We start from the raw sequence: 13,923 nt of genomic DNA on the forward strand, positions 1-13,923 counted from the left end.
TGCGGCTATCGTCTTATTTTTCCAGCAACGACGCCAATAATCGAATGCAGTTCTCGCACCTTGAGCAGATAGCACACGCCGAGGTAGACGACGAGCATGACCAGACCAAGCACGAGGACCTCGAGCAGAGCCGCGATCCGTCCGACCGGGAACCAGTCATTGATGAGGTAGAGACCGAGGAATCCGATGACCATCGTCACCGCCCCGGCCGCCAGGTACTTGAGGTGGGCCTTGACGATGTTCGGGATGTCGATCCCGCCGAGGCGTCTGTGCAGGATCGAGAACGAGAGGATCATCGCGAGGAGGTAGCCGAGGCTCATCGCCGCTCCGATCGCCATGACCGTGAATTCCTTGGGAATGTACGCGACCGCCCACACGGCGAGGGATGTGAAGATCACCTGGGGCAGCTGGATGAGGAACGGGGTCTTCGCGTCCTCGTAGGCGTAGAACACCCGTTGCGCCAGGTAGTTGGCGCTGAAGGGGATCAGCCCGATCACCATCGTCACGATGACCGCTCCGATCGCCTGCGCCTGCTCGACGTTGGCGTCACCGGCGATCACCAATGCCACCTGGGTGGAGAGGACGAAGAAGGCGACGGTCGCGAAGAGGTTGATCATCCCCACCATCCGCACACCGGTGGAGAATCCCTCCCGCACTGCCGCGGTGTCCTGATTCGCGGCGTCCGTGCTCATCGAGGTGAACAGGGCCGTGGCCAGGGACACTGCGATGAGCGAGTGCGGAAGCATGAAGACGAGGTAGGCCATCGAGTACGCGGCGTTCGAGGCGTTGTCGGCCCCTTCGACCGAGGCTCCGGCAGCGACGCGGGAGATGACGAGGAAACCGAGCTGGCCGATCAGCATCGCCGCGAAGGTCCAGCTGGCGACCTTGCCCGCGGTGCCGAGTCCGACCCCGCGGAAGCCGAACGTGGGACGGTAGGAGAACCCGATCCGTTTGAGCGGCCAGATGAGGATGAGCGCCTGGGCGGCGACGCCGAGAGTGGCGGAGCCGCCCAGCAGGGCGATGCTCTGCGGCGTCCACGTCTCGATGGCATGCGAGGTGGTCTTCTCGGCGCCGAACATGACGATGAAGATGACGAGTCCGATGATCGCCACGACGTTGTTGAGCACCGGGGCCCACATGTAGGGGCCGAACGAGGACTTCGCGTTGAGCACCTGTCCGAGCAGCGTGTAGAGGCCATAGAAGAACAGCTGCGGGAGGCACCAGTAGGCGAATGCGGTGGCCAGAGCCATCTGCCCGGGACTCCACCCCGAGGAGTAGAGCCAGACGAGCACCGGCGCGGCGAGCGTCGCGACGACGCTGACCCCGGCCAGGATCAGGAAGGACAGGGTGAGCAGGCGGTTCGTGTAGTCCTTGCCCCCGTCTTTCATCTTCGCGGCCCGCACCAGCTGCGGCACGAGCACGGCGTTGACCACACCCCCGGCGAGCAGCATGTACAGGGTGTTGGGGACCTTGTTGGCGACGTCGAACGCGTCGGCCTGGACCGCGGTCACGCCGATCGCAGCAGCCAGGAGGGCGGCTTTGACGAAGCCGAGGATGCGGGATGTGAACGTTCCGGCCGTCATCACGGCCGAGGATCTGGCCAGAGCTGTCAGCTTGGACAAGTCCTACCTCTTTTCCGGTTCGTCGTTCTGGGCGCGGGCGACCGCGGCGGCCAGCTGTTGTTCGGGGATCTTCCGGCGTCCGCGGGAGACGGACTTGATCAGGCCGATGATGAACACACCCGCCAGGCCGAGCCCGATCACCGCGGTCCCGATGTTCTCCCAATCAGCCCGGACTCTGACCAGCAGCGAGGTGTCCTGGGGCAGGACGACGTCGGAGGCGGTGACCATCTCGATCGTGGTCGGAACGTCGGCATTGGCCAACCCTTCGACGGGCACGTCGACGCGCGTCGTCGCCTCCGGCGGCACCACGACGGTCTCGGTGGTCTGGGCCTTCAGCTGCGGGGTCTGCGGTCGCATGCGCACCCGCAGCTTCGCCTCGGCGATGGAGTCGTTGACGATCGTCACCGGGATCGTCGTCTTCTCCCCGGTGACGAGGAGGACCGAGGAGCCCTTCTCGAGGTGGATGCTGTCCATCTGTCCCCGGCTCGTCTCCCGCGCGTGCTCGAGGCATCTGTTGGCGTTGCCTCCCGTCGTCCACGCCACCGAGGTGCAGGTGAGCAGCGACCGGTCGAGCGTCGTGTTCGCCGCGGCCACATCGCTGTACACGGTGTTGAACCGGCTCTCGCTCCGGCGGACGTCGGCGATGCCTTCGAAGGTGCGCCGCGCGATGTGCTGGTGGTCGGTGTCGGTGCGCAGCGCGCCGCGGGGCGAGAGTTCGGCGGCGAGGAGATCGTCGAGGCTCGGGGTGTCGGTCCACGGGGCGCTGTCGACGGCACCGACGACCTTGCCCCAGTTCGGTGAGGCCGCCGATCGCGGCAGAGGCAGCAGCAGGTGACGCGTCCGGTAGGGGGCTTCGGCTTGGATGGCCGCAGTGACGGCGACGAGTTCGCTGATGCCGGCCGCAGATCGGTCGGATTCGATGGCGCTGCGGCTGAGCTCCGTGAGAGCTGAATCGGTGATGAGCGTCTCGATCGAGGAGTCGTCGTTCGCCGAGGTGCCGACCTGCGAATGAGCGCTGTCACGCGTGCCGGTTGTCGAGGGCTGCTGCCGGTCATCGAGGATCACCGTCTGCGTTCCCGACTCGGCCAATCCCCGCAGATCACTGCTTTCGGCGCTGCCGGCGATGGGCCAGGCGATCTCCGTCTTCGCGTTCGGCAGCGCCTGCTTGACCAGGTCCTTCTGCGATTCGGAGAAGGCGGAGAGCCCGCTCAGCTGATCCGATCGCAGTCCGATCTGATCGGGGTCGCCGTAGGGCAGCGCCACGACCGTGTGGGACTTGGCCTTGGTGATGAAGTCGCGGTACCAGGCTTCGAGCCGGTCCCGCTGCTCCTGCTGGGCCTGGGCGTCATCGCCCTCGGTGGGTGATTCGGGTTCGGTGTTGCGGGGATCGCTGCCGTCGGGCTCCGGGGCCTTCGTCGGCTCGTCCGTGGTGGGTGGGCTCGCCCCGTCAGTCGGGCTCGGCTCGGAATCCTGGTCCTGACCGTCCTCGACCGCCTCTCCCTCGGCGGGGGCCGCGGGTGCGGACAGCGCCTTGTCGAAGGAGGCGATGATCCGCGGATCGAGGGCGATGGCCACACCCGGGGTGTCGAGGATCTTGGAGATCGACGCCAGGGAGCCTCCCTCGCGGATCGCGGCATCGAGTTCGTCGGAGCTGCTCAGCCCGTTCTCGGAGTATCCGGGCAGGGTGACGGGAGCGAGGAAAGTGATGGAGGTCTTGTCGAACTTCGGGTCGGGGTACCAGGTGGTGAATCCGATGCCGGAGGCGCGCAGACCGGTCGCGTCACGCAGCTGCACGGCCAATCCGCGCGGGCCCCAGGAGGAGACGGGTGAGGACTTCTGCAGGCCGAGGTCCTCGGCGGGGACGGTGATGGAGAATTCCTGTGAACTGCCCGGTGCGATCGTGTCGCCGAATTTCGTGTCGACGACCGGCTTCGGGTCGGACTTCTCATCGTCGTTGTCCTTCTCCGCCTTCTTCCGCGCCTCGGGACCATCGGTGTCGAGGTCGGCGATCGTGCGGTTCTGCGACTGGTCGCTCTTCCACGCGGCGATCCGGTGTTCGGCGTCGAGGTTCTGCGTCGACATCCGCAGCTCGAGGTCGGGGCGGCTCACCGCCTCGTCGGTGGAATTGGTGATCAGCCCCCGCACCGTCAGCGTGCCGTCGGGATCGACCCAGGGCGTCACCTCGTCGAGGGTGATGGCGACACCGGACGAATCGCGATCACCCTCCGCTGCCGGCGATGCCTGGGCGAGGACGGGGAATGCGAGAACCGACCCTGTGAGCAAGAGGGTCGAGCTCAGCAGGGCGAAGAGGAAACGCGCGCGGCTAATGGGCTTCACTGTTCCTTTTCGTCACTCGTCCTGGTCATCGCTGATCCGTCCGCTCACTGATCCTGCCGGATCACCATGGGTCGGGCAGCGGCGACGATACGGCGTTCATTGGCGAACGACAACTTCGATCGCAGCTGATTGAACGGGATCCAAGCCGCTTCGATCGCCTCTTGGTCAGGATCATTATCCACCGTCAGGGTCCCCGATCGGGCACGCAGAAGGAAGTGGTGGACGAGTTTATGGACGCGGATGCCGGCGACCGTGAACCAGTAGTCGACCGTGCCCAACGGCCGGATGACCTCACCGGAGATCCCGGTCTCCTCCTCCACCTCACGGCGAGCCGCCTCGGCAGGGGTCTCCGCTCCCTCCAGGTGGCCTTTCGGCAGACACCATTCGATCCGGCCCGCGCGGTTGAGCCGGGCGATCACGGCGACGGGCAGGTCTGACCTGGTGAAGTCGACGACGATGCCCCCGGCGGAAATCTCCTCAACCGTGGTGCGACGGGACGCTCTGGGTCCCGGCTTGGGCATCGGTGTGGTCATTCTCCTACCTTAATAGGCGATTCTTGGAAGTTTCGTCGAACCGCCCCCGGTAGGCTGGAGGACGCTCGACGAGCCGCCGGAGCGGCAAGCGACCGCAGGGATGAGCCCGCGGCCGCACGGATGAGAAGGAGTTCGGTGGATCCACAGAGTGCACAGGCCCGCCTGCACGACAAGCTCGAGGAGCTCGACCACATCCTCGGGCCGCTGGGACAGCGCTTCGCCGACGCGGGGTTCGAACTCGCGCTCGTCGGCGGATCGGTCCGGGACGCACTGCTGGGCAGACCGATGCCCGACCTCGATTTCACCACCGATGCCCGTCCCGATGACATCCTCGCGCTGATCTCCGGCTGGGTCGACACCCACTGGGACATCGGGCGCGAATTCGGAACGATCGGCGCGATGAAGTCCGGGGCGCAGATCGAGATCACGACTTACCGCGCCGAGGCCTACGACCCCGATTCCCGCAAACCCGTCGTCTCCTTCGGCTCCGAACTCGACGCCGACCTCGTGCGCCGGGACTTCACGATCGGTGCGATGGCCGTCCGCCTGCCCTCGAAGACCTTCGTCGACCCGTTCGGCGGTTTCGCCGACCTCACCGAGGGTGCCATCCGGACCCCCGGGGCCGCCGCGGACTCCTTCTCCGACGATCCCCTGCGGATGATGCGCGCCGCCCGCTTCACCTCCCAGCTCGGACTGCGCGCCGTCGCCGAGGTGGAGGCCGCGATGAGCGACATGGCCGATCGCATCGCCATCGTCTCCGCCGAGCGCGTGCAGGTCGAACTGCGCAAACTCATCACCGGGGTGGACCCCGCCGCCGGCATCGACCTCCTGGTCCGCACTTCGGTCGCCGACCACGTCCTGCCCGAGGTGGCAGGGCTGCGGCTCGAGACCGATGAGCATCACCGGCACAAGGACGTCTACCAGCACAGCCTGACCGTGCTGCGCCAGGCCGTCGAGCTCGAACACGATTACGCCGCGAAGCAGCGCGAGGCGGGACTGAGCCCCGAGGATCCGCAGCGGCTCGAGGAACCCGACTTCACCGTCCGCTTCGCAGCGCTCATGCACGATATCGGCAAGCCGGCGACCCGGAAGTTCCTGCCCGGCGGTGCGGTGACCTTCTATCACCACGACGCGGTCGGTGCGAAGCTGACCGCCAAGCGGATGAAAGCCCTGCGCTTCGACAAGGACACGACCAAAGCGGTCGCGCGCCTCGTCGAGCTGCATCTGCGGTTCTACGGATACGGCGACGCCGGCTGGACCGACTCCGCCGTCCGTCGCTACATCACCGACGCCGGGCCCCTGCTGACCCGGCTGCACATTCTCACCCGCGCCGATGTCACGACTCGGAACAAGAAGAAGGCGGATCGGCTCGCCTTCGCCTACGACGATCTCGAGCAGCGCATCGAGAAGCTGGCCGAGCAGGAGGAGCTCGCCGCGATTCGACCGGACCTCGACGGTCGGCAGATCATGGCCATCCTCGACATCCCACCCTCGCCCTTGGTCGGCAAGGCCTACAAGTACCTGCTCGAGATGCGCCTCGAACACGGTCCGCTCGAACCGGAACGCGCCGAAGAGCTGCTGCGGCAGTGGTGGGCTGAGAACGCCCCGAGCGAGTCCGCGGGAGACGAAGGCCCCGCCGCGGGCTGACTTCACAGGGCTGTTCTCGAGAGAGGATCCACCCCCGCCTGCCGATCCACGTTGACCGGCTGGTAACTTCGTTGTCGTGGACAATGTGTTCGTCGTCACACGCTATGGTGCAGGCAACGATGTGAGGAGACCTCTATGACCGTGACAGAAGAATTCCGTGCCGCCAGGGATCGTCTGATCGAACTGCGCAACGACCGGGAAACTGCGTGCGAGGCCTTCGAATGGCCCCGATTCACCCATTTCAACTTCGGCCTCGACTGGTTCGACCCGATCGCTGTCGGCAACGACGCCCCGGCGCTGTGGATCGTCGAGCAGGACGGCAGTGAGGGCAGGTGGAGCTTCGCCGAGCTCTCTCGCCGGTCCAACCAGGTGGCCAACTTCCTCCGCCGGGCCGGCGTCAGACGGGGCGACCACGTGATGGTGATGCTCGGCAACCAGGTCGAGCTGTGGGAGACGATGCTCGCCGGCATCAAGCTCGGCGCTGTTCTCCTGCCCACGACAACCCAGTTGGGCCCCATCGACCTCACCGACCGGGTGGAGCGCGGACAGGCGCAGTTCGTCGTCGCCGGGCCGGCGGACGCGGCCAAGTTCGACGAGGTCGAGACCGAGGTCGTGCGCATCGTCGTCGGTGGCGAGTCGACCCGCGACCAGGACTACGACTACGCGGACGCCGCCGAGGAGAGCGTCGAGTTCGACCCCCAGGGCAGGTCCCGAGCCGACGACCTGCTGCTGCTCTACTTCACCTCGGGCACCACGTCGAAGGCGAAGATGGTCGCCCACTCCCACGTCTCCTACCCCGTCGGGCACCTGTCGACGATGTACTGGATGGGTCTGACCCCCGGCGACGTCCACCTCAACGTCGCCTCTCCCGGCTGGGCCAAGCATGCCTGGTCGAACATCTTCACCCCCTGGATCGCCGAGTCCTGCGTCTTCCTCTACAACTACACCCGCTTCGACGCGAACGCGCTGATGGAGACCATGGACCGGGTGGGAGTGACGAGCTTCTGCGCCCCACCCACCGTCTGGCGGATGCTCATCCAGGCCGACCTCGGTCATCTGCAGAATCCGCCGAGCAAGGCCCTGGGCGCCGGCGAACCGCTCAACCCCGAGGTCATCGATCAGGTGAAGAGGGACTGGGGCGTGCTCATCCGCGACGGCTACGGCCAGACGGAGACGACTCTGCAGATCGGGAACTCGCCCGGTCAGGAGCTCAGATCCGGTTCGATGGGCAAGCCCCTGCCCGGCTACGATGTGGTGCTCGTCGACCCCGCGACCGGCGAGGAGGGCAACGAGGGTGAGATCTGCCTCCGGCTCGACCCGCGACCGGTCGGTCTGACCAGCGGGTACTGGAACAACGAGGAGAAGACCGCCGAGGCGTTCGCCGACGGCATCTATCACACCGGTGACGTGGCCGAGAGGGACGCGGACGGCTACATCACCTACGTCGGCCGCGCCGACGACGTGTTCAAGGCCAGCGACTACCGCCTGTCCCCGTTCGAGCTCGAGAGCGTGCTCATCGAGCACGAAGCCGTCGCCGAGGCGGCGGTGGTCCCCTCGCCCGATCCCGTGCGTCTCGCGGTTCCCAAGGCCTATGTCGTCGTGGGCAACGGCTATGAGGCAAGCGCGGACACAGCCCGCGACATCCTCGCCTACTGCCGGAAGCATCTGGCACCGTACAAGCGCATCCGCAGGCTCGAATTCGCAGAGCTGCCCAAGACCATCTCCGGCAAGATCCGGCGGGTGGAGCTGCGGGCTCGCGAGAACGAGCTGCATCCCTTCACCGGGGAACCGCGGATCGAAGGTCAGGAGTACGCGGACACGGACTTCGATCTCAAGGGGTGAGGTCACCTCGGCGCGGGTGCGCGGGTTCCCGGTGTTCGCCGCGGCGATCGCACGGGTTCCCGGCGATCGCACGGGCGCCTGCGCCCACCTCGGTGAGGGAATGTGAGCAACGACGCACCAGTTGCGGCGTGTTGAGTGGACATGGTGCATCAGTGCAGGTCAGTGGGAATGTTCGGCGGCCGGGTTTCTTCTTCGCTCGAAGGTCCTGACCTGGGACGGGCCACCCGGCTCAGGCGTCTTTCACTATGTTCCAAAGATTGCGTGTCACACTGAAAATCACGTGTGACCTTTTTTCGAACCTCGTCGCCGACTCATTGCGGCAGGCTGACTGACCTGGAGGACCTTGGGTGGCTAAGGGACAATCCGTTTCCACGACCAGAGGAAACAGCATCAAGAACATACTCAACTACCCGCGCGCTGGAGTGAGCGGGTGGAAGCGTTTCCTCCCCAGCCTTCGCCTGATGGTCACGGGCGGGTTGAGCCTCATCATCCTCGGCTGCATCGGATTCATCATCGGATATGCGGTGACGGACATTCCTGAGCCCAACATCGAGGCAACGGGTCAGACGTCGACGGTCTACTACTCCGATGGCAAGACACCGATCGGGCAGTACAAGGTCGAGGACCGCAAATCTGTCCCGATCGACGAGATCTCCAAGCCGATGCAGCTGGCCGCCATCGCGGCGGAGGACACCACGTTCTATGAGAACCGCGGAATCTCGATCAAGGGTCTGTCCCGAGCGGTCGTGGGCGTGGCGACGAACAATTACGCCGGTGGCGGATCGACGATCACGCAGCAGTACGTGAAGAACTTCTACCTCACGAACGAGCACTCCATGGGCCGCAAGGTCAAGGAGATGTTCATCGCCCTGAAGATCGATCAGGAGCAGAGCAAGGACGAGATCCTCGCCAACTACCTCAACACCATCTACCTCGGTCGCCGCTCCTACGGCATCGAGGTCGCCAGCGAGAACTACTTCGACAAGCCCGCGAAGGACCTCAACCTGAGCGAGTCCGCACTCCTGGCCGCGATGATCCAGCGTCCCGGTGCAGCTGATCCGGCGGACAATCCGGAAGCCTACGAAGACCGCTTCAATTACGTCATCAAGTCGATGGTCGACGAGGGCTTCATCACCCAGGAGCAGGCCGATGAGGTCGAGATGCCGAAGGTGAAGGAGGCCAACAAGGAGAACTCCCTGTCCGGGCAGAAGGGCTACATGTGGGAGTTCGTCCGCCGCGAGGTGATGGCGAAGCTCAACATTGATGAATCACAGCTCGACCGTGGCGGCTACGAGATCGTCACCACCTTCGACAAGGATCGGATGAAGGACGCCGAGAAGGCCATCGAGTCCTTGCCGAAGGACAAGCCGAAAGGTCTGCAGGCTGGGCTCGTCTCCATCAACCCCAAGTCCGGAGCGATCGAGGCATTCTACGGCGGCGAGGACTACCTGGACCAGGCTTTCAACGCCTCGACCCAGGCCGCCGCCCAGGCAGGATCGACATTCAAGCCCTTCGCCTTGGTCGCGGGTCTCGAGAACGGGGTCCGCCTGACGGACAGGTATGTCGGAAGCCCCACAACGCTGCAGCTGCCCGAAGGCGGGACGTGGAGGCCGAAGAACTTCGGCGGGGCGAGCTATGGCCCGGTGACTCTGCTCAAGGCGACTCAGAGTTCGATCAACACCGCATACGCCCAGCTCAACGTTCAGGTCGGCCCTGAGAAGACCGTCGATGTGGCCGAGCGGGCCGGTTTCCGTCCCGGCTGCACCAAGGAACAGGAAAAGCAGGGTGAGATCGCCGCGTGCACTCGGGGGCTCGAGGCGAATTCGGGTAACGTGCTCGGCACCGCCAGCCCGCGGGTCATCGACATGGCCACGGCCTATGCGACCTTCGCCTCGAACGGGGTCCGGCACGAGACCCACGCCATCGACCATGTCACCGACGCCGAAGGCACCGAGATCTACAAGGCGAAGAACAAGGGCAAGCGCGTCTTCGACAAGGCCGTGGCCGCAGAGACCTCCTACGCCCTGCGTCAGGTCGTCAACGGCGGGTCGGGAAGCTACGCTCAGAACCTCGGGCGGCCGGCGGCCGGCAAGACCGGTACCTCGTCGGACAACTACTCCGCATGGTTCGCCGGCTACACCCCGAACCTGTCGACCGTCGTCGCTCTCTACCGCCAAGGCGAGAAGGGACCCGTGCCCATCGGGTCGTACGGTGGTCGCAGCGAAGTCACCGGTGGCTCGTTCCCCATCCAGGTGTGGACCGAGTACATGCAGGACGCTCTCAAGGGTGAGCCGATCGAGAAGTTCCCCGAGCGCGGTCAACTGCCGCAGGTGAAGAAGCCCGTGAACCCGGGCGAGCCGGCGCCTCCGCGGCCGAGCAGGCAGCCGCGCGACAACGATGACAACGATCGTCCGAAGAAGACCAAGGCACCCATCGAGGAGCCCAAGGAGAAGCCGACCGAGGATCCCAAGGACAAGGACAAGGAGTCCGAGGGTGAGAAGGACGGTTCGAAGGACGCCAGGGAAGAGAAGGACGGCTCGAAGGACGGTGGGGACAAGAGCCCCGCGCCTGAGCCGAAGGACCCACCGAAGGAAGATCCTCCGCCAACGAAACCGCCGAAGAACGATAAAGACGCTGACGGAGGCGACGGCCTACTGGAAGGGGAAGTCCCAGCTCAATAGGGTTTGCTTAGTCCCAACCGCTAACCTCTAGCCATGCCTTCGAACTCCAGCACCCGGATCGCCGAGCCCCTGCTCGGCGGTCCGGGCGGCATTCATCTCGGTTTCGCCGGGGCACGCTTCCGGCGCTTCCAGGCCTACATCCTCACCTCCCTGCTCGGTGTCACGACGTTCCTCGCGCTCGCCCTGCAGGCTCCCTGCCTGAGCTCGGGCTACGCCCAGCCCTCCGCCTCGGCGAGGATGTGCGCCGGACCGCTGGCGACCGCATTCCTCGGCCAGCTCAATCCCGACGTGCCGGGACGAGCCGGTGGAGGCGAAGCCGGGTTGTCCGTCCTCGACGCACGCCTGGTCACTGCGATGCAGGGCGTGACCGATGATGTGTCGGTCTTCATGCCGTTCGTCCTCATCCTCAACGTCCTCGGCATCGCGGCGCTCGGAGTCGGACTCCTGGTCCTCGCCCGCGAGAGGGCGTGGCTGGTCGCCGTCTTCGCCTCGCCGGTCATCCTCTTCACTCTCGGTTCGACCCTCGATCCAGTCGCGGTGGCCCTGAGCGTTTGGGCTCTCATTCTGTTCATCGGCGCCCCGCCCGTCCGGTCGCGACCGTGGGCGTCCGGGATGCTGGTCGGGATCGCGACGTTCATCAACCCCCTCGCGCTGCTCGTCGGGCTCGCCCTGTGCTTGGCAGGGCCCCATCCGACCCGAGCCGCACCGCACCGGGATCCGCGGATGATGATCGCCGCGGCGGCGGTCACCTCGGCGCTCATCCTCATCCTCGACGGCAGCGCCGTCGACCGGGTCATGCATTGGTTCTCCGACGCCGTCGACGGTGGTTCCTTCGCCTCGATCCTCGTCCTGGCGAGGATTGGCGACGCCGAGGTGTGGGGTCCGGTGTGGGCCACCGCGGCCCTCGGCGTAGTGGCGGCGGTGTCGATCGCGATGATTCTCGTGCGCAGGAACGGTCTCGACCCCGCGGTTGCGGCCTGTCTGCTCATCGGCGGGTATCTTCTGCTCGCGCCGGGAATGATGACGTGGGACAGCCTGTGGCTGCTGCCCTTTCTGGTCCTCGCCGTCCACCGCTGGTGGGTGCTCATCGTCTGGGCACTGGCGGAGGCGAGCTTCGCCGTGTCGATCCACCTCGGCGATGTCAGCGGCTACGACAGCGACCACGGACTCGAACCGGCATGGGTTGCCCTCTTCACCCTGCTGCGTCTGTTCGCACTCGTGGCGGCAATCATCTTCGCCGGCGAGAATCTCCACCGGCAGCGGATCAGGGCCCCACGGCGAATCACGGTGGCGGCTGCCGGGGTGCCGCCTCGGCGTGGCTGAGGGCACTGTCCGCAAACATGACAGCGGTCGCCCGCGTCCTCTAGAATGGTGAGGTCTGTTCCCAATTCGCGCCTATCGCGGAAGCCGGAACCGATATGCATAGATACCCTCCTGCCATGGAACGACCATGGCCGTGAAGACCAGAGGAGGTGGGTGACACATGCGTCATTACGAGCTCATGCTCATTCTTGACAACGAACTCGAAGAGCGGACGTTGGCTGACACCGTGGACAACTTGCTGAAGGTTGTTCCGGCTGAGAACGGAACCGTCGACAACGTGGACATCTGGGGACGCAGGCGCTTCGCCTACGAGATCCAGAAGAAGTCCGAAGGCTTCTACGTCGTGGTGGACTTCCACGCCGAGCCTGCAACGACCAAGGAACTCGATCGTCAGCTCGGACTCAACGAGTCCGTTCTGCGCACCAAGATCCTCCGCCCAGACGCCAAGTAAGCGTCAAGCTACCTCGCTTCAAGGAGCATTCAATGGCAGGCGAAACAGTCATCACGGTTGTCGGGAATCTGACAAGTGATCCCGAATTGCGATTCACACCCAATGGTGCGGCCGTCGCAAACTTCACCGTGGCCTCGACGCCACGCGTCTTCGACCGCGCGTCCAATGAGTTCAAAGACGGAGAGACACTGTTCCTCCGTTGCTCAGTGTGGCGCGAAATGGGCGAGAACGTAGCCGAAAGCCTCCAGCGAGGGACTCGGGTCATCGTGCAGGGCCGGCTCAAGTCGCGTTCCTTCGAGACCAAAGAGGGCGAGAAGCGCACCGTCATGGAACTGGACGTCGACGAAGTCGGCCCCAGCCTGCGGCGCGCCACCGCTCAGGTGTCGAAGAACGAACGCAGCGGCGGCGGATTCTCCGGCGGTGGCAACCCCGGCGGCCAGCAGGGAGGCGCCCAGCAGGGCGGCTTCGGGCAGCAATCGGGATGGGGCAGCAACCCGCAGCAGGGCGCGCCCCAGGGCAATCCTGGCCAGGGCAACCCGCAGCAGGGTGGTCAGCGCCAGGGCGGCTACAGCCAGGGGAACAACGGACCGGCGAATGATCCATGGGCATCATCGAGTCCACAGGGCGGCAACGGCGGCTGGGGCAATCCGGGCGCCGATGAACCACCGTTCTAACCACGTCTGACGACATTTCGTAAATCAGGAGATACTCATGGCAAAGCCAGAGATCCGGAAGCCTATCAAGAAGAAGGCGAATCCGCTCAAAAAAGGCGAAGCGGCCAAGATCAACTACAAGGACACCGCTACGCTTCGTAAGTTCATTTCTGACCGTGGCAAGATCCGCGCACGTCGCGTCACCGGCGTGACCGTGCAGGAACAGCGCGTCATCGCGAAGGCCGTGAAGAACGCCCGCGAGATGGCACTTCTGCCCTACTCGAGCTCTGCTCGCTGATCGGAGAGAAGAAACATGCCAAACCGCAAAGTGATTCTGAATCAGGAAGTCGACGGCCTCGGAGCCGCCGGCGACATCGTCGAGGTGCGTGCCGGTTACGCCCGTAACCTGCTCCTGCCTCGTGGCTGGGCAAGCGTCTGGAGCGAGGGCGCGGAGAAGCACATCGAGGCTCTCCGCAAGGCTCGCCAGTCGAAGCAGATCGCCGACCACGATGAAGCAGTCAAGGTCAAGGCACAGCTGGAAGCCTCCAGCGCTCGCATCGAGCTCAAGGCCGGAAAGAACGGTCGCCTCTTCGGCGCCGTCACCCCTGCCCTGGTGGCCGAAGCCCTGCAGGCTGCAACCGGACATGACTTCGACCGCCGTCAGGTTGCCCTGGCCGGTCACGTCAAGACCCCGGGCACCTACACGGCCACGGTGCGCGTCAACGACGCGATCACCGCCAACGCCAAGTTCGAGGTCGTCGGCAAGGCCTGAGACCAGGCCTGACCGCTGAGGTCGATTCTGTTCAGCGCGTCGTCAGGGCGCGCGGCCGTGAA

Annotated in this window: 11 protein-coding genes; 8 read left to right on the plus strand and 3 right to left on the minus strand. The window is 65.3% G+C overall.

Annotated elements, in window-relative coordinates; translation table 11 throughout:
* Positions 1 to 5: 5 nt before the first annotated feature.
* The 3 genes from murJ to RIT73_RS03950 are packed head-to-tail and all read right to left on the minus strand — an operon-like array spanning position 6 to position 4,492.
* On the minus strand, positions 6 to 1,583 hold the full coding sequence (gene murJ / locus RIT73_RS03940) for a murein biosynthesis integral membrane protein MurJ (RefSeq protein WP_375294972.1): 1,578 nt from the start codon (positions 1,581 to 1,583) through the stop codon (positions 6 to 8).
* Positions 1,584 to 1,625: 42 nt separating this feature from the next.
* Positions 1,626 to 3,959, minus strand: a complete 2,334-nt coding sequence (locus tag RIT73_RS03945) for a DUF6049 family protein (protein ID WP_309130751.1) — start codon at positions 3,957 to 3,959, stop codon at positions 1,626 to 1,628.
* Between the two features lie 44 nt (positions 3,960 to 4,003).
* Entirely contained in the window at positions 4,004 to 4,492 is a 489-nt protein-coding gene (locus tag RIT73_RS03950; RefSeq protein ID WP_309130752.1) for an NUDIX hydrolase, read from the minus strand.
* 135 nt (positions 4,493 to 4,627) lie between these two features.
* Between RIT73_RS03950 and RIT73_RS03955 the strand changes: the two genes are divergently transcribed.
* The 8 genes from RIT73_RS03955 to rplI all read left to right on the plus strand — a co-directional run bounded on the left by RIT73_RS03955 (position 4,628) and on the right by rplI (position 13,861).
* A complete protein-coding gene (locus RIT73_RS03955; RefSeq protein ID WP_309130753.1) occupies positions 4,628 to 6,139 on the plus strand; it encodes a CCA tRNA nucleotidyltransferase in 1,512 nt (503 codons plus the stop codon).
* A 135-nt stretch (positions 6,140 to 6,274) separates the two neighbouring features.
* Positions 6,275 to 7,981: an AMP-binding protein gene (locus RIT73_RS03960; protein ID WP_309130754.1), complete on the plus strand. Its 1,707-nt coding sequence runs from the start codon at positions 6,275 to 6,277 to the stop codon at positions 7,979 to 7,981.
* Between the two features lie 461 nt (positions 7,982 to 8,442).
* Positions 8,443 to 10,662 carry a transglycosylase domain-containing protein gene (locus RIT73_RS03965; RefSeq protein WP_309130755.1) on the plus strand — a complete coding sequence of 740 codons (2,220 nt, stop codon included), beginning with the start codon at positions 8,443 to 8,445 and terminating at the stop codon, positions 10,660 to 10,662.
* Positions 10,663 to 10,695: 33 nt separating this feature from the next.
* Positions 10,696 to 11,985 (plus strand): glycosyltransferase family 87 protein, encoded by a 1,290-nt coding sequence (locus RIT73_RS03970; protein WP_309130756.1) that lies wholly within the window; start codon positions 10,696 to 10,698, stop codon positions 11,983 to 11,985.
* Positions 11,986 to 12,145: 160 nt separating this feature from the next.
* Positions 12,146 to 12,436: a 30S ribosomal protein S6 gene (rpsF, locus tag RIT73_RS03975; RefSeq protein WP_309130757.1), complete on the plus strand. Its 291-nt coding sequence runs from the start codon at positions 12,146 to 12,148 to the stop codon at positions 12,434 to 12,436.
* Positions 12,437 to 12,468: 32 nt separating this feature from the next.
* The gene (locus tag RIT73_RS03980) at positions 12,469 to 13,110 is read left to right on the plus strand and encodes a single-stranded DNA-binding protein (protein ID WP_309130758.1); all 642 of its coding nucleotides are present in this window, start codon (positions 12,469 to 12,471) and stop codon (positions 13,108 to 13,110) included.
* Positions 13,111 to 13,147: 37 nt separating this feature from the next.
* On the plus strand, positions 13,148 to 13,387 hold the full coding sequence (gene rpsR / locus RIT73_RS03985; RefSeq protein WP_113903124.1) for a 30S ribosomal protein S18: 240 nt from the start codon (positions 13,148 to 13,150) through the stop codon (positions 13,385 to 13,387).
* A gap of 15 nt (positions 13,388 to 13,402) precedes the next feature.
* On the plus strand, positions 13,403 to 13,861 hold the full coding sequence (gene rplI, locus RIT73_RS03990; RefSeq protein WP_309130759.1) for a 50S ribosomal protein L9: 459 nt from the start codon (positions 13,403 to 13,405) through the stop codon (positions 13,859 to 13,861).
* Positions 13,862 to 13,923 lie beyond the last annotated feature (62 nt).

This window comes from Brevibacterium sp. (assembly GCF_031179145.1).
Lineage (GTDB): Bacteria > Actinomycetota > Actinomycetes > Actinomycetales > Brevibacteriaceae > Brevibacterium.